At 71.1% G+C, this 25,865-nt stretch carries 25 protein-coding genes and 1 tRNA gene; 15 read left to right on the top strand and 11 right to left on the bottom strand.

What is annotated here, in order from left to right:
• Window positions 1-45: 45 nt before the first annotated feature.
• The 7 genes from AB0D99_RS27425 to AB0D99_RS27395 all read left to right on the top strand — a co-directional run bounded on the left by AB0D99_RS27425 (window position 46) and on the right by AB0D99_RS27395 (window position 5,626).
• Complete coding sequence (locus AB0D99_RS27425) at window positions 46-1,365, top strand: diaminopimelate decarboxylase (RefSeq protein ID WP_362367734.1); 1,320 nt, start codon at window positions 46-48, stop codon at window positions 1,363-1,365.
• Window positions 1,366-1,406: 41 nt separating this feature from the next.
• Complete coding sequence (locus AB0D99_RS27420; RefSeq protein ID WP_362367731.1) at window positions 1,407-1,871, top strand: SRPBCC family protein; 465 nt, start codon at window positions 1,407-1,409, stop codon at window positions 1,869-1,871.
• A 220-nt stretch (window positions 1,872-2,091) separates the two neighbouring features.
• Window positions 2,092-3,474 carry an APC family permease gene (locus tag AB0D99_RS27415; protein WP_362367727.1) on the top strand — a complete coding sequence of 461 codons (1,383 nt, stop codon included), beginning with the start codon at window positions 2,092-2,094 and terminating at the stop codon, window positions 3,472-3,474.
• A 153-nt stretch (window positions 3,475-3,627) separates the two neighbouring features.
• Entirely contained in the window at window positions 3,628-4,029 is a 402-nt protein-coding gene (locus AB0D99_RS27410; protein WP_362367724.1) for a hypothetical protein, read from the top strand.
• An 11-nt stretch (window positions 4,030-4,040) separates the two neighbouring features.
• The gene (locus AB0D99_RS27405; RefSeq protein ID WP_362367721.1) at window positions 4,041-4,784 is read left to right on the top strand and encodes a transcriptional regulator; all 744 of its coding nucleotides are present in this window, start codon (window positions 4,041-4,043) and stop codon (window positions 4,782-4,784) included.
• Window positions 4,785-4,825: 41 nt separating this feature from the next.
• A complete protein-coding gene (locus AB0D99_RS27400; protein WP_362367718.1) occupies window positions 4,826-5,218 on the top strand; it encodes a roadblock/LC7 domain-containing protein in 393 nt (130 codons plus the stop codon).
• 36 nt (window positions 5,219-5,254) lie between these two features.
• Entirely contained in the window at window positions 5,255-5,626 is a 372-nt protein-coding gene (locus AB0D99_RS27395; RefSeq protein ID WP_362367715.1) for a hypothetical protein, read from the top strand.
• A gap of 34 nt (window positions 5,627-5,660) precedes the next feature.
• Here AB0D99_RS27395 and AB0D99_RS27390 read toward each other — a convergent pair whose 3' ends face one another.
• Window positions 5,661-6,500 carry a MurR/RpiR family transcriptional regulator gene (locus AB0D99_RS27390; protein ID WP_362367712.1) on the bottom strand — a complete coding sequence of 280 codons (840 nt, stop codon included), beginning with the start codon at window positions 6,498-6,500 and terminating at the stop codon, window positions 5,661-5,663.
• Between the two features lie 121 nt (window positions 6,501-6,621).
• Here AB0D99_RS27390 and AB0D99_RS27385 point away from each other — a divergent pair, with 121 nt between their 5' ends.
• Window positions 6,622-7,038, top strand: a complete 417-nt coding sequence (locus AB0D99_RS27385; RefSeq protein ID WP_362367709.1) for a hypothetical protein — start codon at window positions 6,622-6,624, stop codon at window positions 7,036-7,038.
• A 259-nt stretch (window positions 7,039-7,297) separates the two neighbouring features.
• Here the strand turns inward: AB0D99_RS27385 and AB0D99_RS27380 are convergent, their stop codons facing one another.
• Window positions 7,298-8,695 carry a cystathionine beta-synthase gene (locus AB0D99_RS27380; RefSeq protein WP_362367706.1) on the bottom strand — a complete coding sequence of 466 codons (1,398 nt, stop codon included), beginning with the start codon at window positions 8,693-8,695 and terminating at the stop codon, window positions 7,298-7,300.
• Between the two features lie 104 nt (window positions 8,696-8,799).
• Between AB0D99_RS27380 and AB0D99_RS27375 the strand changes: the two genes are divergently transcribed.
• The 3 genes from AB0D99_RS27375 to AB0D99_RS27365 all read left to right on the top strand — a co-directional run bounded on the left by AB0D99_RS27375 (window position 8,800) and on the right by AB0D99_RS27365 (window position 12,356).
• Window positions 8,800-9,828 carry an SGNH/GDSL hydrolase family protein gene (locus AB0D99_RS27375; protein ID WP_362367703.1) on the top strand — a complete coding sequence of 343 codons (1,029 nt, stop codon included), beginning with the start codon at window positions 8,800-8,802 and terminating at the stop codon, window positions 9,826-9,828.
• A 181-nt stretch (window positions 9,829-10,009) separates the two neighbouring features.
• Window positions 10,010-11,230, top strand: a complete 1,221-nt coding sequence (locus AB0D99_RS27370) for an acetyl-CoA C-acetyltransferase (protein WP_362367700.1) — start codon at window positions 10,010-10,012, stop codon at window positions 11,228-11,230.
• A 289-nt stretch (window positions 11,231-11,519) separates the two neighbouring features.
• A complete protein-coding gene (locus tag AB0D99_RS27365; RefSeq protein ID WP_362367697.1) occupies window positions 11,520-12,356 on the top strand; it encodes a hypothetical protein in 837 nt (278 codons plus the stop codon).
• Between the two features lie 14 nt (window positions 12,357-12,370).
• Here the strand turns inward: AB0D99_RS27365 and AB0D99_RS27360 are convergent, their stop codons facing one another.
• Window positions 12,371-12,700, bottom strand: a complete 330-nt coding sequence (locus AB0D99_RS27360; protein ID WP_362367694.1) for a hypothetical protein — start codon at window positions 12,698-12,700, stop codon at window positions 12,371-12,373.
• Between the two features lie 100 nt (window positions 12,701-12,800).
• Between AB0D99_RS27360 and AB0D99_RS27355 the strand changes: the two genes are divergently transcribed.
• Together AB0D99_RS27355 and AB0D99_RS27350 are read left to right on the top strand one after the other, a co-directional pair.
• Window positions 12,801-13,031 (top strand): DUF4287 domain-containing protein, encoded by a 231-nt coding sequence (locus AB0D99_RS27355; protein ID WP_329119757.1) that lies wholly within the window; start codon window positions 12,801-12,803, stop codon window positions 13,029-13,031.
• 138 nt (window positions 13,032-13,169) lie between these two features.
• Window positions 13,170-13,733: a TetR/AcrR family transcriptional regulator gene (locus tag AB0D99_RS27350; RefSeq protein ID WP_362367690.1), complete on the top strand. Its 564-nt coding sequence runs from the start codon at window positions 13,170-13,172 to the stop codon at window positions 13,731-13,733.
• Window positions 13,734-13,807: 74 nt separating this feature from the next.
• On the opposite strand, the gene AB0D99_RS27345 is transcribed toward AB0D99_RS27350, so the two are convergent.
• On the bottom strand, window positions 13,808-14,692 hold the full coding sequence (locus AB0D99_RS27345) for a Bax inhibitor-1/YccA family protein (protein WP_362367687.1): 885 nt from the start codon (window positions 14,690-14,692) through the stop codon (window positions 13,808-13,810).
• A gap of 131 nt (window positions 14,693-14,823) precedes the next feature.
• A tRNA-Leu gene (locus AB0D99_RS27340) sits at window positions 14,824-14,905 on the bottom strand.
• A 399-nt stretch (window positions 14,906-15,304) separates the two neighbouring features.
• On the opposite strand from AB0D99_RS27340, the gene AB0D99_RS27335 reads away from it, so the two are divergent.
• Window positions 15,305-16,075 carry an ABC transporter ATP-binding protein gene (locus AB0D99_RS27335; RefSeq protein WP_362367684.1) on the top strand — a complete coding sequence of 257 codons (771 nt, stop codon included), beginning with the start codon at window positions 15,305-15,307 and terminating at the stop codon, window positions 16,073-16,075.
• Window positions 16,076-16,222: 147 nt separating this feature from the next.
• The gene (locus AB0D99_RS27330) at window positions 16,223-18,760 is read left to right on the top strand and encodes an FtsX-like permease family protein (RefSeq protein WP_362367681.1); all 2,538 of its coding nucleotides are present in this window, start codon (window positions 16,223-16,225) and stop codon (window positions 18,758-18,760) included.
• A 73-nt stretch (window positions 18,761-18,833) separates the two neighbouring features.
• Here AB0D99_RS27330 and AB0D99_RS27325 read toward each other — a convergent pair whose 3' ends face one another.
• The 6 genes from AB0D99_RS27325 to eno form a co-directional block, all read right to left on the bottom strand.
• Entirely contained in the window at window positions 18,834-20,144 is a 1,311-nt protein-coding gene (locus AB0D99_RS27325) for a cyclopropane-fatty-acyl-phospholipid synthase family protein (RefSeq protein ID WP_362367678.1), read from the bottom strand.
• Between the two features lie 200 nt (window positions 20,145-20,344).
• The gene (locus tag AB0D99_RS27320; protein WP_362367676.1) at window positions 20,345-21,727 is read right to left on the bottom strand and encodes an NAD(P)/FAD-dependent oxidoreductase; all 1,383 of its coding nucleotides are present in this window, start codon (window positions 21,725-21,727) and stop codon (window positions 20,345-20,347) included.
• A gap of 369 nt (window positions 21,728-22,096) precedes the next feature.
• Window positions 22,097-23,011: a Ppx/GppA phosphatase family protein gene (locus tag AB0D99_RS27315; protein ID WP_362367673.1), complete on the bottom strand. Its 915-nt coding sequence runs from the start codon at window positions 23,009-23,011 to the stop codon at window positions 22,097-22,099.
• Window positions 23,008-23,547 carry a DUF501 domain-containing protein gene (locus AB0D99_RS27310; protein ID WP_362367670.1) on the bottom strand — a complete coding sequence of 180 codons (540 nt, stop codon included), beginning with the start codon at window positions 23,545-23,547 and terminating at the stop codon, window positions 23,008-23,010. The genes AB0D99_RS27315 and AB0D99_RS27310 overlap by 4 nt, the downstream gene beginning before the upstream one ends.
• A 151-nt stretch (window positions 23,548-23,698) precedes the next feature.
• Window positions 23,699-24,172, bottom strand: a complete 474-nt coding sequence (locus AB0D99_RS27305) for a septum formation initiator family protein (RefSeq protein WP_362367667.1) — start codon at window positions 24,170-24,172, stop codon at window positions 23,699-23,701.
• 110 nt (window positions 24,173-24,282) lie between these two features.
• Window positions 24,283-25,569, bottom strand: coding sequence for a phosphopyruvate hydratase (gene eno / locus AB0D99_RS27300; RefSeq protein WP_362367665.1), 1,287 nt, complete (start codon window positions 25,567-25,569; stop codon window positions 24,283-24,285).
• Between the last annotated feature and the right edge of the window lie 296 nt (window positions 25,570-25,865).

The raw sequence follows: 25,865 nt of genomic DNA, 5'->3' as shown, positions 1-25,865 counted from the left end.
AGTCAACAGCTGCGCCGCCACCCGTCCCGGTGGTCCCATGGACACATGGCTTCCCACCGTCGCGATCAGGCCGTCCGCGCCGCCGTCGAGCAGGGCCTCCTCTCCCCCGCCGAACCCGTCGTCGCCCTCCTCGACACCGCCGGCGTCCGCGCCTCCGCCGCCGCCCTCGTCTCCGCATTCGCCGCCGTCACCGACGCACCCGTCCTGCATGCCTTCGCCGTGAAGGCGTGCCCGCTCGTGCCCGTCCTGCGCCTGGTGTACGACTGCGGGCTGGGCGTCGAGGTCGCGAGCCCCGGCGAGCTGGCCCTCGCCCGCGCCGCGGGCGTCCCGCCCTCCCGCACGGTGCTCGACTCGCCCGCCAAGACGCCCGCCGAGCTGCGCCAGGCCCTGGCCCTCGGGATCGCCGTCAACGCCGACAACCTCCAGGAACTGGCCAGGATCGACGCGCTCGTCACCTCCGCGCCGACCGCGAGCCCGATCGGCCTGCGGGTCAACCCCCAGATCGGGGCGGGCCGGATCGGCGCGCTCTCCACCGCGACCGCCACCTCCAAGTTCGGGGTCGCGCTGCGCGACGTGGGCGCCCGGGAGGCCGTGATCCAGGCGTACCTGGACCGGCCGTGGATGCGCCGGGTGCACACGCACACCGGCTCCCAGGGCGTACCGCCGGCGCTGATGGCCGAGGGCGTCGCGGCGGCCTACGACCTGGCCGAGGAGATCAACGCCAAGGCCGGGCGGCAGCAGATCGACACCGTGGACATCGGCGGCGGCCTGCCGGTGAACTTCGCCTCCGACGAGGAAACGCCGACCTACGCGGAGTACGCCGAGCTGCTCGCCGCGTCCGTCCCCGGCCTGCTCGACGGGCGCTACGGGCTCGTCACGGAGTTCGGGCGCTCCCTGCTCGCCAAGCACGGCACGATCCTGGCCCGCGTCGAGTACACCAAGACCTCGGGCGCCCGCCCCATCGCCGTGACCCACGCCGGGGTCCAGGTGGCCACCCGCACCGTCTACGACCCCGCCTCGTGGCCGCTGCGCGTCCTCGCGTACGACTCCGGGGGCCGGCCGCGCGACGGGGAGGAGACCGTCCAGGACGTGGCCGGACCCGCCTGCTTCGCCGGCGACCTGCTGGCCACCGCCCGCCCGCTGCCCCTGCTGCGGCCCGACGACATCGTCGCGGTGCCGGACACCGGCGCGTACTACTTCGCCCACCACTACGCGTACAACAGCCTGCCGCGGCCCGCCGTGCACGGCTTCACCGTGACGGACGACGAGGGGACGGTGTCGTTCGCGACGGTGCGCGCGGCGCAGCGCCTCGACGAGATCGTCGCCGAGGCGGGCGGGGACCGGGCGGACGCACTCCTGGGCTGACAGCGCGGGCGCGTGTCGGTGGCCGGTGCTTCCATGGAGCCATGGCCATGAAGAGCATCGTCGTCGAACGCCGGATGCAGGCGCCCCCGGGGCCGGTCTGGGAAGCGATCACCGACCTGAAGGGCATGGAGCGGATGCTCAGCGGCGTGGACAAGGTCGAGGTCCTCACCGAGGGCGGCTTCGGGGTCGGCACGCGCTGGCGCGAGACGCGGACGATGTTCGGCAAGCAGGCCACGGAGGAGATGACCGTGACCGAGGCCGAGCCGCCGGACCGCTATGTGACGGTGGCCGACTCGCACGGCATGCACTACGTCTCCGAGATCACGCTCCGGCCGGACGGGGCCGAGGCGACCATGGTGCGGATGACGTTCTCGGGCGGCCCGGCCGAGGGCAACCGCCTGGGCTTCGTCGCCCGACTCCTCAGCGGCCTGGGCGCCAGGGCCGCGAGCCGCGCGCTCGCGAAGGACCTGGACGACGTGGCGGCGTCCGTCGAGCGCCGCCACTGACCCGCCGCGTCGGACCGCCGGCGCCCCCTCCCGCGACGCCCGCCCGTCCGCCCCGACACGCGCTCGGCACGCGACGCCCACCCCAGCGCGCGCCGCAGCCGTGTCCACCCCGCACCCCCACGTCCGCACACGTGTTCGCTCGTACGAGTGACAGCGCGGCGGGCATCACGTGACGGACACGGGGCAGGCACTCTCCTGACGCCGCAGGGGAGGTCGCCTCATGACGACAGCACCACGATCCGAACAGCCCGCATCCGGGGAGTCCGCGCCGAGCGACGACGCCGCGCAGCCCGCGCTGAAACGCGCCATCGGGCCCAAGCTGCTCATCCTGTTCGTGATCGGCGACATCCTGGGCACCGGGATCTACGCGACGACCGGCAAGGTCGCGGGCAAGGTCGGCGGCGCCCTCTGGCTGCCCTTCGTGATCGGCTTCGTCGTCGCGCTGCTGACCGCCGCCTCCTACGTGGAGCTGGTCGGCAAGTACCCGAAGGCCGCGGGCGCCGCCCTCTACACCCAGAGGGCGTTCAAGGTCCCCTTCCTCACCTTCATCGTCGCCTTCATGGTCATGTGCTCGGGGCTCTCCTCGGCGAGCGCCGCGGCCCGCGCCTTCAGCGGGGACTACTTCCAGGAGTTCACCGACGCGATCCCGGCCACGCTCATCGCCGTCGTCTTCGTCCTCGCCCTCGCCTGCCTCGCGCTGCGCGGAGTGTCGGAGTCCGTGAGGACCAACGTCGTCCTCACCCTCGTCGAGCTCACCGGCCTGCTGATCATCCTCGGGATCGGCGCCTGGGCCGTCCTCGGCGGCGAGGGAGAGCCGTCGCGGCTCGGCGAGTTCGAGGCGTCGGGCAGCGGATACGCGCTGATGACCAGCGTGCTGGGGGCGACCGCGCTCGGCTTCTTCGCCTTCGTCGGCTTCGAGGACTCGGTCAACATGGCGGAGGAGACCCGGGACCCGGTCCGCACCTTCCCCCGCGCCATCTTCACCGGCGTCGCCGTCACCGGCACCGTCTACGTCCTGGTCGCGCTCGTCTCCTCGCTCCTCGTCGACCACGAGACGCTGGAGAAGTCCAGCGGGCCGCTCCTGGAGGTGGTGAAGGCCGGCGGGGTCGACTTCCCGCCCAAACTCTTCGCGCTGATCGCCCTGTTCGCGGTCACGAACTCCGCGCTCATCAACATCATGATGGCCTCCCGGCTCTGCTACGGCCTCGCCAACGAGCGGGTCCTGCCCCGCGTGATGGGCAAGGTCCTGAAGAACCGCCGCACCCCGCTCACCGGAATCGTCTTCGCGACCGTCCTCACCATCGGCCTGGTCACCACCGGCGAGATCGAGGGGCTCGGCGACACCACGGCCTTCCTCCTGCTCTGCGTCTTCGCCGTGGTCAACATCGCCGTCCTGGTGCTCCGCAAGGACCGGGTGGAGCACGCCCACTTCCGTACGCCGACGGCGCTCCCGGTCCTCGGAGCGATCACCGCGCTGATCCTGGCCGGCCCGCTCGCGGACCGCTCGGCGGACGTGTACGTCCGGGCCGGAGTGCTGCTCGCCATCGGAATCGGGCTGTGGGGGATCAACAAGGCCGTCCTGCGCGCACGCGGGGAGGACTGAACCGACCAGGAAACGGAACGCGAAGGGCGAATTCAAGCAAGCCGACGGCATGTTCCGATGGAAAATGCCAGAACTCCTCCCCCCGGCCGGAACGTTGAGTAACGTCTCCGTCACTGCCGTACGCCCGCACGCCGCATCGGGAGGGGAACCCGCGTGCCCGGAATCGACGAGTGCCTGCTGGAGGCCATGAGCCTGCCGGGCGCACGCGGGGCCTGGCTGGTCGACTGGACCAGCGGACTCGCCCTCGGCGCGGCGGGCGACTCGCCGGTCGGCGACCACGAGACGACCGCGGCGGAGGCGGCCGAACTGGCGCGGGCGGCGGCGGAGTACGACTCCTTCGCCCACGCCCCGGTGCACGACGAGACGTTACCGAAAGGGCCGCCCGTCGAGGACCTGATCGTCACAGCCCGCGCCGGCTATCACATCATCCGCTTCGTCGAGACGGCCTTCGACAGCAGCGTGTTCCTGCACCTGTGGATCGACCGCGACACCGGAAACCTCGCCATGGCCCGTATCCGCTTGCGCGACCTCGCCGAAAGGCTGGTCCTCGGATGACGGTCTCGCCGATGCTCACCCGCCTGGCCGCCGAGCGCGCCACCGGTGCCCTGCTCCGCGACCACGGCACCCTCTACCTCGTCGACGGTCGCGTGGTGCACGCCGAGAGCCCCGCCGCGCCCGGCCTCGACGTCCTGCTGACGACCGGCGGACGACTGCCCCGCGAGGGCTGGGACGAGGCCGTCAACCGCGCCGGGGCGCGCCGCGAGGTCGGCCGGTTCCTGGTGGACAGCGGCCGGCTGCACGACGGCGAGCTCCAGATATGCCACCTCGGCGCCGTCTTCGACGCGGCGTTCTTCGCACTCGCCCCCGCCAGCGGTCCCACCCGCTTCCGCTACGGGGTCGCCCACTGGTTCGGGCCGGTGCGGCCGGTCTCCACCGAGGCGGTCGAACGCGAGACCGTGCGCCGCCGCGAACTGCTCGACAGCGTCTGGCCGTACGGGGCCGTGGACACCGCCCCCGTCGTACCCCGCGCCCCCGCCCCCGGGCAGACGGTGAGCCTGCGCCAGCGGGCCCTGCTGGCCGCCGCCGACGGGACCCGCACCCCGGCGGACATCGCCCGGCTGCTCGGCCGCCCGGCCTTCCACACCCTGCTCGACATCCGCCGCCTGGCGGCCGCGGGCCTCGTCACGACCCCGCTCGAATCCTTACCGGCCGCCCAACCCGTCGTTCCCGCCTGGGTCGGCGAGGTCGCGGTGGATCCGGACATCACCCTGCTGCGCCGGCTCCGTGACGCCCTGGAGGCAAGCCTGTGATGAGGCGTGCCCTGCGCATGCGCGCCGAGAGGAGACAACTGATGTCGGCAGAGGCCGAGGTGCTCGGCGAGCTGAGACGGCTGCGGGCCCGACTGCCCCAGCTCACCGGGGCGCTCGCGGCGAGCGCAGACGGCCTGGTCCTGGCCCAGGACACGGTCGACACCGAGGCCGAGGCGGTCGCCGCGCTCACGGCGGCGGCGCTCGGTGTCGGGCAGCGACTGGCCGACACCACGGGCCAGGGCGGCTTCCGCGAGCTGCTGGTGCGCGGCGAGAACGGCTACGTCGCCACGTACGCGGCCGGCGGCTCCGCCGTCCTCACCCTGCTCGCCGAGCCCCGGATCAACGTGGGACGGCTCCATCTGGAGGCGCGGCGGTCGAGTGCCCGGATAGGCGAGCTCGTCGACGGGGCCCTGGAACGCAAAGACCTGAACTGATCCCCACCACAGATAAGAAAAGGAAGTGCGACACCCATGGCGAACACCGAGACCTCCCTGAAGGAAACGATGGCCATCGAGGGCGCCGTCGGCGCGGCACTGGTCGACTACACCAGCGGCATGGCCCTCGGCACGATCGGAAGTACCAAGGAGTTCGATCTCAACGTGGCCGCGGCGGGCAACACGGACGTGGTCCGCGCCAAGGTCAGGACGATGGAGATGCTCGGCCTCAAGGATGAGATCGAGGACATCCTGATCACGCTCGGCGGCCAGTACCACCTGCTGCGGCTGCTCAAGGGACGCGGCACCAACGGCCTGTTCCTGTACCTGGCGCTGGACAAGGAACGCTCGAACCTGGCGATGGCACGCCACCACCTGAAGCGGATCGAGGCCGAGCTGGAGGTCTGATCCCGGCAGCGGGACAGCGGTCCGCGGACCGCCCCTACTCCACGAACAGTCCCCGCTCCGCCGCCTTCGCGTCGAACTCCTCGAGCCGCGCCTGGGCGTCCGGCAGCTCGTCCGCCATCGCCTCCAGGAGCACCCGGCCGAGCAACATCGGTGCGCAGGCCGTGTCGAAGGCGAGGCCGGTGCCGACGGCGGCGGGGATGAGCAGGTCGCTGTGGGCGGCGACGGGCGCGAACGCCGATTCGGCGACCGTCACGACGGTCAGTCCGGCCGCCCGCGCGTACTCCAGGGCCTCCACGACCTCCCGGGGGTGGCGCGGCAGCGCGAAGCACAGCAGGGCCGTCGCCCCGGCCCGCACGGCCGCGTCGACGCGGTCCGTGAGCATCGAGCCGCCCTCGTCCAGGAGGCGGATGTCGGGGTGGACCTTGGCGGCGAAGTACGCGAAGCCGCGCGCCTGGGAGGAGGCGGCCCGCAGACCGAGGACGGGCAGCGGCCTGGAGGCGGCGAGCAGCCGGCCGGCGCGCTCGACGGGCGTGGGGTCGGCGAGCAGCTCGGCGAGATGACGGAGGTTCTCGATCTCGGCGAGGACGGCCTGCTGGTACTCGTTGTGCTCGCTGGTCTCCCCCGCGGGCTTCCGCTCCGGGGCGACCTCGCGCAGATGGCGGCGCAGGGCGGGGTAGCCGTCGAAGCCGAGAGCCACGGCGAAGCGGGTGACGGAGGGCTGGCTGACACCCGCGAGCTCGGCCAGCTCCACGCTGGACAGGAAGGGCACGTCGCCGGCCCGGCGCACCATGCAGTGCGCGATGCGCCGCTGTGTCGGTGTCAGCCGGTGCCCTTCGAAGAGCGCCTGAAGCCGTCCGGCCGGGCTGTCGCTCACGCCGTCCCCCTTTTCCCTATTCATCCTCCTCGAACTCTGCATGAAGATATGCAGCAGGGCAAGAAGAATGCGGGGGATAGCCCCACCGACACGAGGGGCCGGGCTCACTACGGTGACGAGCATGGATACGCGCGACCCCGACCGCACCGCGGAGTTCAAGAGCGAGCTGGACGCCACCCTGCACGCCAGACGAGAGCTGGGCACCGAGTACGAGGCGGCCCTGATCGAGTCCTTCCTCGGCAAGGTGGAACAGAGCCTCGACACCACGGTCGAGCGCCAGGTACGGCGCCGGCTGGCCGAGCAGCAGGTGGCGACCGCCCGCGGGGACCGGCCGCCCGGCTCGGGCGTGGAGGGCTTCGGCGAGCGCTACGGCTTCGGGATCATCTCCCTGGTCCTGGCGGTCCCGCTCTCGGCGATCGCCGTCACCCAGGCGAACCTGGAGGGCCTGATCGCCGCCTGGCTGGGCATCGTGGGCGTGAACTTCGTGCACGCGTTCCGGGGCCGGCTGCCGAAGCGCGGCGACACCGGGGACCTCTAGAGAGCCTCCGGGGAAGTCTGCGCGGGGACCGCCGCACCCCCGTTGCCGGGGGGCGGGACGACGGCGGTCCCCGCGGGGGACACGGGCCCGGGTCAGGGCCGGTCTCCGCGTCCGGCGGCGTCTTCAGGAGTCCGGGAGCCGCTCCGTAGTCCTTGACGCCGACAACCACCAATGTGCCGGACGCGTGTTAAGCGGGTGCTGCGGGTACGTGTCGCGCTCGTACCGTTTGCGCGAACGCCCGCCCGACGGGTGGTCCGGGCTACTTCGCGGCGCCCTTGGTCCCGCCGTTCGCCAGGAAGGCCAGCAGGTCCTGGCGGCTCACCACGCCCGTCGGCTTGCCCTCGACCAGCACGATCGCCGCGTCCGCCTCACCGAGCACGGACATCAGGTCCGCGACCGGCTCGCCGGAGCCGACCTGCGGCAGCGGCGCGCTCATGTGACGCTCCAGCGGGTCCTCCAGGGAGGCGCGCTTGGTGAACAGCGCGTCGAGGAGTTCGCGTTCGACGACCGAGCCGACGACCTCCGCGGCCATGACGTCCGGGTGGCCGGCGCCGGGCTTGACGATCGGCATCTGGGAGACGCCGTACTCCCGCAGCACCTCGATGGCCTGACCGACCGTCTCCTCCGGGTGCATGTGGACGAGGGAGGGCAGTCCGCCCTCCTTGTGACGCAGCACGTCGGAGACGGTGGCGGAGGAGGTGTCCTCCAGGAAGCCGTAGTCGGCCATCCACTCGTCGTTGAAGATCTTGGAGAGGTAGCCGCGGCCGGAGTCCGGAAGGATCACGACGACGATGTCGTCCGGGCCCAGGTCCTTGGCGACCTCGAGCGCGGCGACGACCGCCATGCCGCAGGAGCCGCCCACCAGGAGTCCCTCCTCCTTGGCGAGGCGGCGGGTCATCTGGAAGGAGTCCTTGTCGGAGACGGCGACGACCCGGTCGGTGCCGTCACGGTCGTAGGCGGTGGGCCAGAAGTCCTCGCCGACACCCTCGACGAGGTACGGCCGGCCGGAGCCGCCGGAGTAGACCGAGCCCTCGGGGTCGGCGCCGACGATCTGGACCTCGCCGCCGCTGACCTCCTTCAGGTACTTGCCCGTGCCGGAGATGGTGCCGCCGGTGCCGATGCCCGCGACGAAGTGGGTGATCTTCCCGTCCGTCTGCTCCCACAGCTCGGGACCGGTGGTCTCGTAGTGCGAGCGGGGGTTGTTCGGGTTGGAGTACTGGTCGGGCTTCCAGGCTCCGGGCGTCTCGGTGACGAGCCGGTCCGACACGTTGTAGTACGAGTCCGGGTGCTCGGGGTCGACGGCGGTGGGGCAGACCACGACCTCGGCTCCATAGGCCCGCAGCACGTTGATCTTGTCCGTGGACACCTTGTCGGGGCAGACGAAGATGCACTTGTAGCCCTTCTGCTGGGCCACGATGGCGAGCCCGACGCCGGTGTTGCCGGACGTGGGCTCGACGATGGTTCCGCCGGGCTTGAGAGCACCGCTCTCCTCGGCCGCCTCGATCATCCGCAGGGCGATGCGGTCCTTGACCGAGCCGCCCGGGTTGAAGTACTCGACCTTGGCCAGGACGGTGGCCTGAATGCCGGCTGTCACATTGTTGAGCTTCACCAGCGGGGTGTTGCCGACGAGGCTGATCATCGAGTCGTGGAATTGCACCGTAATCTCCGGGGTCTCCGTAATGGTGCAGCCAGCGTATGCGTAGTCGGAGCGGGTTACGGGGCAGTTAGATCCTGAACGGCTTGAAGGAGGTGACTGCCCCCATGTCGAGGGCGAGGGTGGCACGGCGGATCGCGGCGGGCGCGGCGTACGGCGGTGGGAGCATCGGGCTGCTCGGTGCGGCGGCGGTGGGAGTACTCCTGGCCGAGGTACAGCTCGCGAAGAGGACGGTCGGGGGCGGGGTGGCGCCGCTGCCGCCGGGGGCGGACGGGCTGTACGGCCGTTCCTTCCGGACCAACGACCCGGACTCGCCCCCGCTGCGACTGGCCCTTCTGGGTGATTCGACGGCGGCGGGGCAGGGGGTCCGCCGGGTGGGTCAGACGCCGGGGGCGCTGCTGGCCTCGGGACTCGCGGCGGTCGCGGAGCGTCCGGTGAACCTGCGGAACGTGGCGCTGCCGGGAGCGCGCTCGGACGACCTGGAGCGTCAGGTGTCCTTGCTGCTGTCGGCCCCGGCGGGCCCGCCGGACGTGTGCGTGATCATGATCGGGGCGAACGACGTCACGCACCGGATGTCGGCGACGGAGTCGGTGCGGCTCCTCTCGGCGGCGGTCCGGCGGCTGCGGACGGCGGGGGCGGAGGTGGTCGTCGGGACCTGCCCGGATCTGGGGACGATCGAGCCGGTGTACCAGCCGCTGCGGTGGCTGGCGCGGCGGGTGTCGCGGCAGCTGGCGGCGGCGCAGACGATCGTGGTGGTCGAGCAGGGCGGGCGGACGGTGTCGCTGGGGGACCTGCTGGGTCCCGAGTTCGCGGCGAATCCGCGGGAGATGTTCGGGGCGGACAACTACCACCCGTCGGCGGAGGGGTACGCGACGGCGGCGATGGCGGTCCTGCCGACGGTCTGCGCGGTGCTGGGCGTGTGGCCGGAAACGGACCGCCTGGAGCCGGACCGTCACGAGAACATGCTGCCGGTGGCGAAGGCGGCCGCGGAGGCGGCGAAGGAGGCGGGTACGGAGGTCACGGGGGCCCGGGCCCCGTGGGCGCTGCTCAAGCACCGCCGCCGCCGTCGCCTCGCGGAACCGCCTCCGGGCACGCCGGCCCCGGCGCCTTCCCCGGAGGACGCCCACCGCCCCTGACACCGAGGCGCCGCCCCCCGGCGCGCCGCCCGCGGCGCCCCCGCGGGCGGCCGACCGAGCGCCCGACTGAGCGCTCGCTTAGAAAAGAGGTCCGCGTCACACCGTCTGGGCGGTGACCCGTGCCGTACGTGCAGGTAGCTTCGCTTTCAGTCCGTCCACCCCGCATCCTCCTGGAGCCGTGATGCCCGAAGCCGTCATCGTCTCGACCGCCCGCTCCCCCATCGGCCGGGCCTTCAAGGGCTCCCTGAAGGACCTGCGGCCCGACGACCTCACCGCGACCATCGTGCAGGCCGCGCTCGCCAAGGTCCCCGAGCTGGACCCGCGGGACATCGACGACCTGATGCTCGGCTGCGGTCTCCCCGGTGGCGAGCAGGGCAACAACCTGGGCCGGATCGTCGCCGTCCAGATGGGGATGGACCACCTCCCCGGCTGCACGATCACCCGCTACTGCTCCTCCTCGCTGCAGACCTCCCGCATGGCGCTGCACGCCATCAAGGCCGGCGAGGGCGACGTCTTCATCTCGGCCGGTGTCGAGATGGTCTCCAGCTTCGCGAAGGGCAACTCCGACTCCTGGCCGGACACGCACAACCCGCTCTTCGCCGACGCCGAGGCCCGCACCGCCGCCGTCGCCGCGTCCGAGGGCTCCACCTGGCACGACCCGCGCGAGGACGGCCTCGTCCCCGACGCGTACATCGCCATGGGCCAGACCGCCGAGAACCTGGCCCGCCTCAAGGGCATCAGCCGCCAGGAGATGGACGAGTTCGGCGTACGGTCGCAGAACCTCGCCGAGCAGGCCATCAAGAACGGCTTCTGGGAGCGCGAGATCACCCCGGTGACGACCCCGGACGGCACCGTGGTCTCCGCCGACGACGGCCCGCGCGCCGGCGTCACCCTGGAGGGCGTGCAGGGCCTCAAGCCGGTCTTCCGCCCCGACGGCCTGGTGACCGCCGGCAACTGCTGCCCGCTCAACGACGGCGCCGCCGCGCTCGTGATCATGTCGGACACGAAGGCCCGCGAGCTCGGCCTGACGCCGCTCGCCCGCATCGTCTCCACCGGCGTCTCGGGCCTCTCCCCCGAGATCATGGGCCTCGGCCCGGTCGAGGCGTCCAAGCAGGCCCTCCAGCGCGCCGGCCTGACCATCGGCGACATCGACCTCGCCGAGATCAACGAGGCCTTCGCCGCCCAGGTCATCCCGTCCTACCAGGACCTGGGTCTGGACCTGGACAAGGTGAACGTCAACGGCGGCGCGATCGCCGTCGGCCACCCCTTCGGCATGACCGGCGCCCGCATCACCGGCACCCTGATCAACAGCCTCCAGTTCCACGACAAGCAGTTCGGCCTGGAGACCATGTGCGTCGGCGGCGGCCAGGGCATGGCCATGGTCATCGAGCGGCTGAGCTGAGTCGCAGCGGAGGGTGGGGGGCGCGGGCCGAGCCCCCTGCTCCCAGCCCAGAAGACGCCTCGGCTAACCCCGTCGCGTCCTAGCCGTGACCGAATCTCCCCCAGGATGTGACCTACGTCCCGGGGGAGAGTCGTTCCCGCAGGTCACAACCACATCGGGACTAAACACCCGGCCCAAATACCTGTCCATTTCGTGACGTAATGCACTGACAGGGGGCGCACTCCCACGACAAGCTGATGTAGGAAGTCGGGGGGATCGACTCGGAATCGGGAGTACGTCAGTGAGCGCCATGTCTCTTGCCCTGCTGGTGACCACGGCCGCCGCCACGGCCGTGGGTGCCGCCGCCCTGCACGCTGCCCACGGTCTCCGTAAGCAGGTCGCCGCTCTGCGTAGCGAACTCGCCACCGCCCACGGGGTGTCCGTGCCCGCCGCGCGCCAGTCGCCCGCGTCCGAGATACGGGCCGCGGTCGCCGAGGCGCTGGCCGAGGAGCGCGAGCGCGAGCTCGCCGAGGCGCGGGCGTTCTGGGCCGCACAGGAGGCCCGTGACGCGGCCGACGCCCCGTCGCTCCTCGGCGGCCTGGGCGGATCTGCCGAGGACGGCCCCTTCTACGTGCCGCGCCAGGCCGATTTCGTGGGCCTGGAGGCCATGGCCCTGGAGGCGATGGAGGCCGAGGCCGCCGCGCTGGACGGCGCCGACGGCGTCCTGGACGAGTTCCCCGAGCTGAACGAGTACCCCGAGGACTCGCCGGAGCTCGCCGCGGCCCGCCGCCGCCACCCCTCGCACCCGGACTTCGTGCCGGTCCAGACGCCCGTGGTCACCGATCACGAGCGCACGGTGGCCCGCCTGGAGGAGCTCGCCGAGACGCGCACCGCGCTGACCGACGTGCGCCCCGGGCCGCTCGGCACGCTGGACGTGTACGTCTTCGCCGACGGCACCACGCTCTGCATGACCCCCGGCCACCGGGAGACCGCGGAGCGGCTCGCGAACGCGCTGCACGCCGGCCGTACGCCGGTCCTGCTCGGTGGTTCGGGCGTCTCGGGCGCGTACGCCCTGACGTTCTCCTTCGGGGCCGCGGACGACGAGAACGTCTACATCCTCGCCGACCGCGTGATCGCCTCGCTGTAGCCGTCCCGGAGCCGTCAGAGCGCCGAGCGCTCGGCGGCCTCCCGCACCAGCCTCACGGCCTCGTCCCGTTCCCCCTCCAGGGAGCCGGCCGGGGCCGTTCGCAGAATCTCCGCCAGATCGTTTCCGGCCACGACGAGTTGGTCGGCGACCGCGAACACGCCGGCGTCCGGCATGATCCGCCGATCGCCCTCCGGCTCCTCGATCCGCTGGGTCAGGAGCGCCAAATCCCTGGCCAGCGCGAGCCCTTCGGCGGCCGCGCCGCGCTGGAGGCGGCTCTGCGGGGCCGCCCGCAACCGGTCGGCGAACCGTTCGACGACGGCGGTCAGTTCAGTCGTATCAACCACGGCGCGACCCTACGCGCCCTCCGGGGACTGTTGCCAACGGCCCCGCACTCAGGCACGGTGACGGGAAGGAGCACACGGCAACACGCGTCCGGAGGCGCCGATGTCCCACGCATTCTCCGAAGAGACCCATCGCAACCTGCTCGCCCGCATCCCCCATTGCACCGGTCGTGAAGTCTCCGACTGGCTTCGCACCGTCGAGGAAGGCCCCTCCCTCATCCGCTTCGAGGAGAAGGTGAGCTGGCTCCGGGGCGAGCACGACCTGGCGTACGGCCACGCGAAGGCGATCATCCACGAGTACGACCTTCGGCGAGCGGCCCGTCGGCTGCTCTGACACTCCGCACGGGGGCCCGCCCGCACGGGCCCCCGGCGCGGCTCGCCCCGGCAGGGCGGAGCGCCGGGGAGAACCCTCGTTCCCCATCCTCGGTACAGTGGGAGAACGATGATTCTCCACTGATGGGGTGATCGGGCGATGGACACGGAATCCGCCGAGCTACGGCTTCTGGAGGCCGCCGAGGCCCTCTTCGACGAGCGAGGGGTGCAGGCGGTCGGCATGGACGCCATCCGCACCGCGTCCGGCGTCTCCCTCAAGCGCCTGTACCAGCTGTACCCGTCCAAGGACCATCTGGTCTGGGCCGTCCTCAACCGCCGCGACGCGGCCGTACGGGAGGCCATCGCCGCTCACGGGGCGGCGCACGCCGGCACGCCGTACGAGCGCGCGCTGGCGGTCTTCGACTACCTCGGCGACTGGTTCGCCGACCCCGGCTTCCGGGGCTGCGCCTTCATCAACACCTTCGGCGAGATGGGCGGCATCTCGGCGGACGTCGCCGACATCGCCCGCGGGCACAAACAGGCCCTGCGGGGCTACTTCGCCGAGCAGACGAACGCCCTCGGCGCGCCCTCGGAACTCGCCGACCAGCTGGCGCTGCTCGCCAACGGCGCCATGGCCGTCGCCGGCATCAACGGCTCCCCCGAGCCGGCCACCCAGGCGAAGCAGGCGGCCCGGGTCCTCCTGGACTCGGCGCTCAAGGGCTGAGGACGACGCGGAAGGGCCCGCCCGGCGGAAGCCGGACGGGCCCTTCGTCACACCCGAGTCACACGGGAGGTGCGTCAGTCGTCGCCCTGCAGGATCGACAGCAGGCGCAGCATCTCCAGGTAGATCCACACCAGGGTCAGGGTGAGGCCGAAGGCCGCCAGCCAGGACTCCTCGCGCGGAGCGCCGTACGTCACGCCGTCCTCGACCTGCTTGAAGTCGAGGGCGAGGAAGCAGGCGCCGAGGATGATGCCGATGACACCGAAGAGGATGCCGAGGCCGCCGCTGCGGAAGCCCAGGCCGTCACCGGCGCCGTCGAAGAGCGAGAAGATCGCGTTGACCGCCATCAGCAGGATGAAGCCGATCGCGGCCGCGATCACGAAGCCGTAGAAGCGGCGGGTCACACGGATCCAGCGCATCTTGTAGGCGATCAGCACGCCGGCGAAGACCGCCATCGTGCCGAGGACCGCCTGCGCGACCACACCGGGAGAGATGTAGGTCGAGACCGTGGCCGAGATCACGCCGAGGAAGACACCCTCGAACGCGGCGTAGGCCAGGATCAGCGCGGGCGACGCCTTGCGCTTGAAGGACTGCACCATCGCCAGGACGAAGGCCACCAGGGCGGCGCCGATGGCGATGCCGTAGGACTTGCCGAGGTTCGCCTCGTCGACCGGCAGCAGGAACCACGCGAGGGCGGCGGTGACCACGACCGTGCCGAGCGTCATGGCCGTACGGCTCACGACGTCGTCGATCGTCATCACGTCGCCGCGCGTCTGCTGCGGGGCGCCGAGCTGGGTGTCCTGGGCGTACGGGTTGGTCGCGTACGGGTTCGCCGCGTCCTGGGCGTACGGGTTGGTTCCGACGGCGGGGCCCCCGGCCTGCGGCTGCTGCGCGTTGAAGCCGGCGTAGCCGTTGTCGCGGCTGAACCCCCGTCGCGAGAAGACCGGGTTACTGCTCCTCATCTCACTCCTCCATGGCCGCACTGCGCGGCCTTGAGTCAAGAGTAATGCGGAAGCAAAAGAAACTCCCTAGTGCTCGGGGAGGATCTTTCCGAGATCGTTAGGGAGACCCGTGATCGACAAGGGGTGAGCTGTGCCCGGAACCGGACTCGAACCGGTACGGCCCGAAGGCCAGCGAGGTTTAAGCTCGCCGTGTCTGCATTCCACCACCCGGGCATGGCGCGCGGCTCCGCGTTGGCACAGGAGCCTATCGGGACGCTTCCCCCGTTCAGCGGAACGCCGACCCGATGTTGTCTTATTTTATTGAGGTCTGAGGGTGCGTCAGTGCAGGTGGGGCCCCATCTGACGAACTGTGACAGGGGTCGCAGGAGCAAATCCCGGTACGCCGGAATGACGAAAACTCGCCGCATCTATGTCACATCGCCCACGCGGCGCGGGCCCGGCCGGCGCTCCGGCGGGCGTCTCAGGGTCCTGTCATACCTCAGGAGGAGGGGCGCACCCCCCGGTCCGACTCCAGGCTGCCCCAGGAACGGGCACGTGGACGGACGCTCCGGGCCTCAACGCTCGACACGATGGAGTGGTTCCCGAACATCGGCAGTGACAGGAGTCCCCCTCGTGACCACCACCCCCACCGTGTCCCGCGCCACCGCGGTGGCCGCCCGCGCCACGGATCTCTCGAAGGTCTACGGACAGGGCGAGACCCAGGTGGTCGCCCTCGACCGGGTCAGCGTGGACTTCCGCCAGGGAGAGTTCACCGCGATCATGGGCCCCTCCGGCTCCGGCAAGTCCACCCTGATGCACTGCGTCGCCGGCCTGGACTCCTTCAGCTCCGGTTCGGTCCGCCTCGGCGAGACCGAGTTGAGCACCCTGAAGGACAAGCAGCTCACGCAGCTGCGCCGGGACAAGATCGGCTTCATCTTCCAGGCGTTCAACCTGCTGCCGACGCTGACGGCGCTGGAGAACATCACGCTGCCGATGGACATCGCGGGCCGCAAGCCCGACAAGCAGTGGGTGGAGAAGGTCATCGACATGATCGGCCTGTCCGGCCGGCTGAGCCACCGTCCCGCGCAGCTCTCCGGCGGCCAGCAGCAGCGCGTCGCCGTGGCGCGCGCGCTCGCCTCCCGCCCCGAGATCATCTTCGGTGACGAGCCGACCGGAAACCTGGACTCGCGCTCGGGCGCCGAGGTGCTGGGCTTCCTGCGCAATTCGGTACGGGAGCTGGGCCAGACGGTCGTCATGGTCACCCACGACCCGGTCGCCGCGTCCTACGCCGACCGGGTGATCTTCCTCGCGGACGGCCGGATCGTCGACGAGATGATCGCCCCGTCGGCGGACGGCGTGCTGGACCGCATGAAGGCCTTCGACGCCAAGGGCCGCACGAGCTGAGGCCGGGGCGCCCGACGCGCCCTCCCGGAGCCCCGCCCACGCGGGGACCGCGACGGCGCCCGGCCACGAGCCGTGCGCGCCCCCCTTCTCCCCGCCCTCTCCCTTCCCGGCCCGCCGCTGGCGCCGGCCCCACTCCAGGACACACACATGTTCCGTACCGCCTTGCGCAACGTGCTCGCGCACAAGGCCCGGCTGCTGATGACCGTGCTCGCCGTCATGCTCGGCGTGGCCTTCGTCTCCGGCACCCTGGTCTTCACCGACACCCTGAACCAGGCTTTCCGCAACCAGTCGGCCAAGAGCTACGACGACGTCGCCGTCGCCGCCACCCTGTACCCGACCCCCGAGCAGGCCAAGAAGACCCCCGGCATCTCCGAGCAGGTGCTGGCGAAGGTCGGGCAGGTCGACGGGGTCGCCTCCGCCACCGGCCGGGTCTCCGGCTTCGCCGGCGTGCCCGACAAGGAGGGCAGGCTGATCGGCGGCGGCTGGTCCAACAAGGGCACCAACTTCGCGCCCGGCAAGGACGGCGAGGACCGGGCGTACGCCTTCACCTCCGGCACCGGCCCGGTCCAGGACGACCAGATCGCCCTCGACAAGGAGACCGCAGCCAAGGGCGGCTACCAGGTCGGCGACCGCGTCCGCGTCGCCACGAACGGCCCGGTGCAGCCGTACACCCTCTCCGGTGTCTTCACCACCGAGGACGGCGCGGTCAACGCCGGCGGCAGCCTGATCCTCTTCGACACCGACGTGGCCCAGAAGCTCTACCTGAAGCCGGGCTTCTACTCGGACATGACCGTCACGGCGACGCCGGGCACCGACGACGCCAAGCTGCTCGACGCCGTGCTGAAGGTCATGCCGAAGGAGGCCCAGGCGGAGACCGGCCAGGAGCTGGCGGACCGGCAGGCCCGTGACATCGAGGCCGGTCTCGGCGCCTTCAAGCAGGTGCTGCTCGGCTTCGCCGGCATCGCGCTCTTCGTCGGCGTCTTCCTGATCTCCAACACCTTCACGATGCTGGTCGCCCAGCGCACCAAGGAACTCGCCCTGATGCGGGCCGTGGGCGCCTCGCGCAAGCAGATCACCCGCTCGGTGCTGGCCGAGGCCGGACTCGTCGGCCTCGTCGCCTCCGTCGTCGGATACGCGCTCGGCGTCGGCCTCGCCGTCGGACTGCGCGCGGGCATGGCCGCCTTCGAACTGAAGATGCCGGACGGCCCGCTGGTCCTGGGCGCCACCCCGGTGGTCTCCGCGCTCGCCGTGGGCGTCCTGATCACGATGCTGGCCGCCTGGCTGCCCGGCCGCCGGGCCGCGAAGATCCCGCCGGTGGCGGCGATGAGCAGCGTCCACGCGGTGGCCACCACCAAGTCGCTGGTCGTCCGGAACTCCATCGGCAGCGCGATCACCGCGCTCGGCGCCGTCCTGATCGTCCTCGGCGCCGGCAAGGGCGGCGAGACGGGCCGGATGTTCATCGGCGGCGGCGCGTTCCTCGCCCTCATCGGCGTGATCGTGCTCATCCCGCTGCTGTCCCGCCCGGTCATCGCCCTCATCCGGCCGCTGATCGTCGGGGTGTTCGGGGTCTCCGGCAAGCTCGCCGGGCAGAACGCGGTCCGCAACCCCCGCCGTACCGGGGCCACCGCCTCCGCGCTGGCCATCGGACTGACGCTGGTCACCGGCCTGTCGGTGCTCGGCACCACGGTGGGCTCGGCCATCGACAGGATGACGGTCGACTACTTCAAGGCCGACTACATGGTCACCATGGCCGAGGGCGCGGGCGACGGTCTCGACGAGAGCGCGCTGACCGCCCTGGAGAAGGCGCCCGGTGTCGTCGCGGTCTCCCCGCAGCAGGCCGGCTACCTGAAGATCGGGGGCGAGTTCCGGTCCGCGTCCGGCGTCACCCCGGGCGACATCGAGCAGGTGCTGAACCTCAAGGTCGTCAAGGGCTCGCTGGACGCGCTCGGCAAGGGCCAGATCGCGGTGGAGCAGAAGACCGCGGAGAAGCAGGGCTGGAAGGTCGGCGACTCCCTGCCGGTCACCTTCGAGGACGAGAAGCAGGGCAAGCTGACCGTCGGCGCGGTCTACGAGAGGAACGAGTTCGTCTCTCCCGTGCTGATGGACACCAAGATCGTCAACGCCCACACCGAGAAGCCCTACATCAGGGAGATCCTGGTGAAGATGGACGGCGGTGAGTCGGCCGCCGGCGAGGGCGCCCTGATCAAGGCCCTCGGCGAGAACCCGGCCATCTCGGTGATGGACCAGAAGGACATCCGCGACGCCTTCGGCGGCCCCATCAACATCCTGCTCAACATCATGTACGGCCTGCTGGCCATGGCCCTGATCATCGCCGTGCTCGGTGTCGTGAACACCCTCGCCATGTCGGTGTTCGAGCGGCAGCAGGAGATCGGGATGCTGCGGGCGATCGGTCTCGACCGTCGCCGGGTGAAGCGGATGGTCCGCTTGGAGGCCGTGGTCATCTCGGTCTTCGGCGCGGTCGTCGGCATCGGACTCGGCGCGTTCCTCGGCTGGGCGATCGGCGAGACGATCAAGGCCAGTCTGCCGGGCTACGCCCTGGTGCTGCCCTGGGACCGGATCGGCTTCTTCCTGATCGCCGCCGCGCTGGTCGGCGTGCTGGCCTCGCTGTGGCCGGCCCGGAGCGCCGCGAAGCTGAACATGCTCACGGCGATCAAGGCCGAGTAGCACGACAGGCGGTACGGACAGAGGAAGGGCCGGGCTCCCCGAACGGGAGCCCGGCCCTTCGCCGTTCGGCCTGTCAGGACGCTCCCCCGCGCTTCTCGTCCCACACCCGCGGCCGCAGCGCCACGCCCGAGGTGCCCGCCTCCGGTGTCTTCACCGCGAGGAACTGGTTCACGCCGATCCTGTTGCGCTCGAAGGAGACCGCGGAGGCGGCCATGTAGAGCCGCCAGATCCTCGCCCGGCCGGGCGAGGTGTTCCGTACGGCACGCGCCCAGTCGGACTCCAGGTTGGCCACCCAGCGGCGCAGCGTCAGGGCGTAGTGCTCGCGGATCGCCTCCACGTCACGGACCTCGAAGCCGGCGTCCTCCAGCGTGCTGAGCGTGCGGCCCATCGGGGCCAGTTCGCCGTCCGGGAAGACGTAGGCGTCGATGAACTCGTCGACCTGGTAGGCGGTCTCGTCCCGTTCGGGGCGGCGGGAGATCTGGTGGTTGAGCAGCCGGCCGCCCGTCTTGAGCAGGGCGTGCAGTATGTCGGCGTACTCGCGGTAGCGGACCTCGCCGACGTGCTCGGCCATCCCGATGGACGAAATGGCGTCGAACGGACCGTCCTCGACGTCCCGGTAGTCCTGGACGCGGATCTCGATCCGGTCGGTCAGCCCCTCCTCGGCGATCCGCTTGCGGGCGAAGGCGGCCTGCTCGCGGGAGAGGGTGATGCCGACGACCTGGGCGCCGTACTCACGGGCCGCGTGGATGGCCATGGAACCCCAGCCGCAGCCGACGTCCAGCAGCCGGTCGCCCTCCCCCAGGTTCAGCTTGCGGGCGACGAGGTCCAGTTTGTCGCGCTGGGCCTCCTCCAGGGTCCCGGCCTCCGTCCAGTACGCGCACGAGTAGACCATCGAGGGTCCGAGGACCAGCTCGTAGAAGTCGTTGCCCACGTCGTAGTGGTGACTGATCGCCTGCTTGTCGCGGCGCTTGGTGTGACGCGAGCCGGTGCGCCGGCGCATCTCCTCGGCGGGCGGCGCGGGCGGCGGGAACGGCCCGGCGAGCTTCAGCAGGGCGCCCGCGGCGGCGCGCAGCCGCGGATCGCGTACGGCCTCCAGGGCGCTCCTGGTCTCCTCCCCGCGCTCCCAGATCAGTCCCGCGAGCCGGTCGAGGACCTCGTAGAGGTCTCCCTCGACGTCGATCTCACCGGCCACCCAGGCGCGGGCGAGCCCCAGTTCGCCGGGCTTCCACAGCAGCCGCCGCAGGGCGCGGCGCTGCCGGACGACCAGGACGGGGCCGTCCGCGGGGCCGGCTTCACTGCCGTCCCAGGCACGCAGACGTACCGGGAGCGGGACCCCCAGGAGATCCTCCGCGAGAGTGGTGAGCCGCGATGCGGCGTCGGCCATGGTGCACACCTCCGTGATGTCGTGCCCCAGAAATGCTCGTCACCACGTAAACACCCTCCGTAGGCGAATTTCGTCCCGTCGGCGCGCAACGTCTCGGCAAAACACCCGGGCGGGCTCGGCGGAGCCTGCCGCGGGCATGCCGAAGGGCCGTCCGCACCACGGATGGCGGACGGCCCTTGCGGGGGTGTACTGCGGTGGAACTAGGAGGCCTTGGCCTTCTCCTGGCTCACGGCGGCGGCCGGGGCGGGAGCGGGCTTGGCGGCCTCGTAGAACTCCTCGCGCGGGGTCTCCATCGCACCGAGGGAGACGACCTCGCGCTTGAGGAACATCGCGAGGGTCCAGTCGGCGAAGACGCGGATCTTGCGGTTCCAGGTCGGCACGGCCATGCCGTGGTAACCACGGTGCATGTACCAGGCGAGACGGCCCTTGAGCTTGATCTTCATCTTGCCCATGACGATCATCGCGACGCCCTTGTGGAGGCCGAGGCCCGCCACGGCACCCTTGTTGGAGTGCGAGTACTCCTTCTGCGGGAAGCCCCGCATACCGGAGACCACGTTGTCGCCGAGGACCTTCGCCTGGCGCAGCGCGTGCTGGGCGTTCGGCGGGCACCAGGCGTTCTCCACGCCGGCCTTGCGGGCGGCGAGGTCCGGCACCTGGGCGTTGTCGCCGGCGGTCCAGATGTAGTCGGTGCCGGTGACCTGGAGGGTCGGCTGGGCGTCCACGTGACCGCGCGGGCCGAGCGGGAGGCCGAAGCGGGCGAGCGCCGGGTTGGGCTTGACGCCCGCGGTCCACACGATCGTGTTGGAGTCGACCTCGAGGCCGTTCTTCAGCACGACGTGACCGTCGACGCAGGAGTCCATCGACGTCGAGAGGTAGATCTCGACACCGCGGCCCTCGAGGTGCTCCTTGCCCCAGCGGCCCAGCTCGGGACCGACCTCGGGAAGGATCTTGTCGGCGGCGTCGACCAGGATGAAGCGCATGTCCTCGCGCTTCACGTTGGTGTAGTACTTCGCCGCGTCGCGGGCCATGTCCTCGACCTCGCCGATGGTCTCCGCGCCGGCGAAGCCGCCGCCCACGAAGACGAAGGTCAGCGCCTTGCGGCGGACGTCCTCGTCGGTCGTCGAGTCGGCCTTGTCCAGCTGCTCCAGGACGTGGTTGCGAAGGCCGATGGCCTCCTCCACGCCCTTCATGCCGATGCCCTGCTCGGCGAGGCCGGGGATCGGGAAGGTGCGGGAGACCGCGCCCATGGCGATGACCAGGTAGTCGAACGGCAGGTCGTAGGCCTCGCCGACGAGCGGCGCGACCGTGGCGACCTTGCGGTCCTGATCGATGGTGGTGACGCGACCGGTGAGCACCTCGGCTCCACGCACGACGCGTCGCAGCGGGACGACGACATGGCGCGGCGAGATGCTGCCTGCGGCGGCTTCGGGGAGGAAGGGCTGGTACGTCATGTACGAGCGCGGGTCGACGACCGTGACGGTCGCTTCCGCATAACGCATCTTCTTCAGAATGCGTCGTGCTGCGTACAGGCCTACGTACCCACCGCCTACTACGAGGATCCTGGGACGCTCCGTGGTGCTCATGCATCCGAGTATCCACCCCTCCCTGGGGGGTCGCTCGTGCGCCCCTTCACAAGGTCTCGGGGGACCTCTGCTACACTCCGCCGCCCACGTGACCTAGGTCATGGTCGTGCAAAGGAACCAGGGTGCGGGGGTGAACGTTGTTCACCCCTACTGAACTGGCCCGGAGAGCTGTCGTTAACGCTGAACCACAGGGCCCGTTCACGCGATGGAAACATCGAGCGAACAACGCTCCCCGCCTACGAAAGAGCCCCGACAGGGGTGTTGGAGGCCCTGAACGGCCCCCTCGGCCCCCATCAGGGCCCTTTTCCTTGTGAAGAACTTCACGAACTTTCTCGACGGACCGTTTCCGGACGTGCCGCCGGGTGCCCGTTATGCCACGGACAGTGCGATTCCGTCGAGGATGTCGTGCTCGCTGACGACGACCTCACGAGCCCCCGTCCGCTCCATGATCTCCAGCAGGACGAGCGCCCCGGAGATGATCACGTCGACCCGCCCGGGGTGCATCACGGAGATCGCGGCGCGCTCGGCGTGGGTGGAGCCGACCAGCGACCTGACGATCTCGTCGACCTTCTCGTACGAGATCCGGGAGTGGTGGATCTTCTCGGACTCGTACTCCTGGAGACCCAGCGCGATCGCGGCGACGGTGGTCACGGAGCCGGCGAGCCCGACCAGGGTCTCCGCCTCCCGGATCGGGACGCTCTCCTCGGCCAGGTCGAGGGCGGCGCGGATGTCGGCACGGATCGCGGCGATCTCGGCGGCGGCCGGCGGGTCGCTGCGGACGTGCCGCTCGGTCAGCCGGACGCAGCCGATGTCGACGGACCGGGCGGCCTCGACGTGCCGGTTGCCCACGACGAACTCGGTCGAGCCGCCGCCGATGTCCACGACGAGGTACTTCTCCGTGCCGTGCAGCTCGGCGGTGGCGCCGGTGAAGGAGAACTCGGCCTCCTGGTCACCGGAGATCACCTCGGGCTCGACGCCCAGGATGTCGAGGACGCCGGAGACGAAGTCGTCGCGGTTCTCGGCGTCGCGGGAGGCGGAGGTCGCCACGAAGCGGAGCTTCTCGGCGCCGAGCTCCTTGATGACGGCCGCGTACTCGCGGCAGGCCGCGAAGGTCCGCTCCAGCGCCTCGGGCGCGAGCCTTCCGGTCTTGTCGACGCCCTGGCCGAGACGGACGATCGTCATCCGGCGGTCCAGCTCGATCAGTTCGCCCGACTCGGGGTGCACATCGGCGACGAGGAGGCGGATGGAGTTCGTGCCGCAGTCGATTCCGGCGACCCTGGTCACTGGGCGGACTCCTTCTCGTCCCCGCACGGCGTGACGCACGGGCCCTTGGCCCACCACTCCGGCAGCATCGCCAGCGCCTCGTCGCCCAGCGGGTTCACGCCCGGGCCCGCGGCCAGCGAGTGGCCGACGAGGACGTGCAGGCACTTGACCCGGTCCGGCATCCCGCCGGCGCTCGGGAAGCCCTCCAGGACGTCGATGGCGTCACGCCGGGCGATGTAGTCCTCGTGCGCGGCCCGGTAGGCGGCGGCCAGCTCCGGGTCGGTGCCGAGCCGGGCCTGCATCTCCTTCATGACCCCGTTGGCCTCCAGCGTGCCGATCGCCGAGGCGGCGCGGGGGCAGGTCAGGTAGTACGTGGTGGGGAACGGCGTGCCGTCCGGGAGCCGCGGCGCGGTCTCGACGACGTCCGGGTTGCCGCAGGGGCAGCGGTGCGCGATGGCGCGCAGCCCCCGGGGCGGGCGGCCGAGCTGTGCCTCGAAGGCGGCGACGTCCGCGTCGGTGGGCTCGGTGCGTGCGGTCTGCGGAGGGGGCGTTTCCATGCCTGCGTCTGTCTTCTCGTCGGGGGCGGTCTGCGGCCGGGCGGTCGGCTCCGGTCGCGGGGGACGGCCCGGCCCGCGAGGGGGCCGGCCCGGGCCCGGGTGTGGGCCCATCATCTCGCGCCGAGGCGCCCAGGGGGTCCGGCGGACACCCCTAGCGGTTCGCGTCGGCCTGGTCGACGCCGTCCCAGAGGTCGGAGTACCACGGGCGGTCGGCGGCGCTCTGCTCCTCGCGCCGGGCGCGCTCGGCCTCGGGGTCGTTCACGGTGAAGCCGGTCTCGCCGGGCAGCACGTAGTGCAGGTGCTCGCGGGCGAGCCGACGGACGTAGGCCGGGTCCTGGAGTCGGGCCTTCTCGTCGCGCAGCTCCTCGACCCGGGCGGCGGCCTCGGCGGCCTGGCGCTCCTGCTCGGCGATCTCTCCGCGCTGGGAGACGTACTGCCGCATCGGGTAGGCGAGCGCCACCACCAGCGAGCAGACGACCAGGGCGAGGAAGGCCGCGCGGCCGGTGAGCCGTGAGCGGCGGGCCTGGCGGCGGGTCTGGGAGCGGTAGACACGGGCGGCGGTCTGCTCACCGAGCAGCCTGATCCGGGTCGCGGTCGAGAACCGGTCCCGGTCCTTGGCGGCCATGTCGTGACGCCTCCCCTTCTCCTGCGCCGTAAACCGTGCGTCCCCGCACACGGTACGGGACCGGGTGCGGGGACGTATGTACGACGGGCTGGACGGCCCTTGAGCCGGTGTCAGCCCTTGAAGCGCGGGAACGCGCTGCGGCCGGCGTAGACCGCGGCGTCGTCGAGGATCTCCTCGATGCGCAGGAGCTGGTTGTACTTGGCGACGCGCTCGGAGCGGGCCGGGGCACCGGTCTTGATCTGGCCGCAGTTCGTGGCGACGGCCAGGTCGGCGATGGTGACGTCCTCGGTCTCGCCGGAGCGGTGGGACATCATGCACTTGAAGCCGTTGCGCTGGGCCAGCTCGACGGCGTCCAGGGTCTCGGTCAGCGAACCGATCTGGTTGACCTTGACGAGCAGGGCGTTGGCGGTGCCCTCCTCGATGCCGCGGGCCAGGCGCTCCGGGTTGGTGACGAACAGGTCGTCGCCGACGATCTGGACCTTGGTGCCCAGCTTGTCGGTGAGGACCTTCCAGCCGGCCCAGTCGTCCTCGAACAGCGGGTCCTCGATGGAGACCAGCGGGTACGCGGCGACGAGCTCCTCGTAGTACTCGGTCATCTCGGCGGCCGAGCGGGACTTGCCCTCGAACTCGTACGAGCCGTCCTTGTAGAACTCGGACGCGGCGACGTCGAGCGCCAGGGCGATGTCCTTGCCCGGGACGTAACCGGCCTGCTTGATGGCCTCCAGGATGAGGTCGAGCGCCTCGCGGTTGGAGTCCAGGTTCGGGGCGAAGCCGCCCTCGTCGCCGAGGCCGGTGGACAGGCCCTTGGTCTTCAGGACGGCCTTGAGGGTGTGGTAGACCTCGGTGCCCCAGCGCAGGGCCTCGGAGAAGGACTCCGCGCCGATCGGCGCGATCATGAACTCCTGGATGTCCACGTTGGAGTCGGCGTGCGAGCCGCCGTTCAGGATGTTCATCATCGGAACGGGCAGCAGGTGCGCGTTCGGGCCGCCGAGGTAGCGGAAGAGCGGGAGGTCGGAGGCCTCGGACGCGGCGTGCGCGACGGCGAGGGAGACGCCGAGGATGGCGTTGGCGCCGAGCGATGCCTTGTTGTCGGTGGCGTCCAGGTCGAACATGGCCTGGTCGATCAGGCGCTGCTCGGTGGCGTCGTAGCCGACGAGCTCCGGGCCGATCTGCTCGATCACGGCGAGGACGGCCTTCTCGACGCCCTTGCCCTGGTAGCGGTTCTTGTCTCCGTCGCGGAGCTCAATGGCCTCGAAGGCACCGGTGGAGGCGCCGGACGGAACAGCAGCACGACCGGTGCTGCCGTCGTCGAGGCCGACCTCGACCTCGACCGTGGGGTTGCCTCGGGAGTCCAGGATTTCCCGGGCTACGACGACGTCGATGGACGGCACGAGCATCTCCTTCTGGGATGTGACGCTGGTTGTGACGCTTGCTGTGCAGGGTCGCTTTGGCCTTGCGCCAAGAGCCTAACCGGCTCCGGGGCCCGGGCCTGCCCGGCGCCCGCCCCCTGGGACGAAAAAGGACCCGAGGGCAGGTATCCCGGGGCAAAACACCCCAGACCTACTCACGAGTAACGACGGGGAGCGCCCCCGGAAGGACGACGGGGACCCGGCAAGGAGTCCGGGAACGCGGAACCCCGGCCCGGAACACACGGGGGAGGGTGTGCCGGGCCGGGGTGGTCACCGCGGGAGGG

It is taken from the genome of Streptomyces sp. NPDC047971, assembly GCF_040653355.1.
Lineage (GTDB): Bacteria > Actinomycetota > Actinomycetes > Streptomycetales > Streptomycetaceae > Streptomyces.
This window is presented reverse-complemented; position numbering and strand designations above follow the sequence as displayed.

Bases quoted from the DNA above. Each gene is read 5' to 3' on its own strand.
- AB0D99_RS27425 (WP_362367734.1), top strand. From the start codon at position 46: ATGGCTTCCCACCGTCGCGATCAGGCCGTCCGCGCCGCCGTCGAGCAG.
- AB0D99_RS27420 (WP_362367731.1), top strand. From the start codon at position 1,407: ATGGCCATGAAGAGCATCGTCGTCGAACGCCGGATGCAGGCGCCCCCG.
- AB0D99_RS27415 (WP_362367727.1), top strand. From the start codon at position 2,092: ATGACGACAGCACCACGATCCGAACAGCCCGCATCCGGGGAGTCCGCG.
- AB0D99_RS27405 (WP_362367721.1), top strand. From the start codon at position 4,041: ATGCTCACCCGCCTGGCCGCCGAGCGCGCCACCGGTGCCCTGCTCCGC.
- AB0D99_RS27400 (WP_362367718.1), top strand. From the start codon at position 4,826: ATGTCGGCAGAGGCCGAGGTGCTCGGCGAGCTGAGACGGCTGCGGGCC.
- AB0D99_RS27395 (WP_362367715.1), top strand. From the start codon at position 5,255: ATGGCGAACACCGAGACCTCCCTGAAGGAAACGATGGCCATCGAGGGC.
- AB0D99_RS27385 (WP_362367709.1), top strand. From the start codon at position 6,622: ATGGATACGCGCGACCCCGACCGCACCGCGGAGTTCAAGAGCGAGCTG.
- AB0D99_RS27375 (WP_362367703.1), top strand. From the start codon at position 8,800: ATGTCGAGGGCGAGGGTGGCACGGCGGATCGCGGCGGGCGCGGCGTAC.
- AB0D99_RS27370 (WP_362367700.1), top strand. From the start codon at position 10,010: ATGCCCGAAGCCGTCATCGTCTCGACCGCCCGCTCCCCCATCGGCCGG.
- AB0D99_RS27365 (WP_362367697.1), top strand. From the start codon at position 11,520: ATGTCTCTTGCCCTGCTGGTGACCACGGCCGCCGCCACGGCCGTGGGT.
- AB0D99_RS27355 (WP_329119757.1), top strand. From the start codon at position 12,801: ATGTCCCACGCATTCTCCGAAGAGACCCATCGCAACCTGCTCGCCCGC.
- AB0D99_RS27350 (WP_362367690.1), top strand. From the start codon at position 13,170: ATGGACACGGAATCCGCCGAGCTACGGCTTCTGGAGGCCGCCGAGGCC.
- AB0D99_RS27345 (WP_362367687.1), bottom strand. From the start codon at position 14,692: ATGAGGAGCAGTAACCCGGTCTTCTCGCGACGGGGGTTCAGCCGCGAC.
- AB0D99_RS27330 (WP_362367681.1), top strand. From the start codon at position 16,223: ATGTTCCGTACCGCCTTGCGCAACGTGCTCGCGCACAAGGCCCGGCTG.
- AB0D99_RS27325 (WP_362367678.1), bottom strand. From the start codon at position 20,144: ATGGCCGACGCCGCATCGCGGCTCACCACTCTCGCGGAGGATCTCCTG.
- AB0D99_RS27320 (WP_362367676.1), bottom strand. From the start codon at position 21,727: ATGAGCACCACGGAGCGTCCCAGGATCCTCGTAGTAGGCGGTGGGTAC.
- AB0D99_RS27310 (WP_362367670.1), bottom strand. From the start codon at position 23,547: ATGGAAACGCCCCCTCCGCAGACCGCACGCACCGAGCCCACCGACGCG.
- AB0D99_RS27305 (WP_362367667.1), bottom strand. From the start codon at position 24,172: ATGGCCGCCAAGGACCGGGACCGGTTCTCGACCGCGACCCGGATCAGG.
- eno (WP_362367665.1), bottom strand. From the start codon at position 25,569: ATGCTCGTGCCGTCCATCGACGTCGTCGTAGCCCGGGAAATCCTGGAC.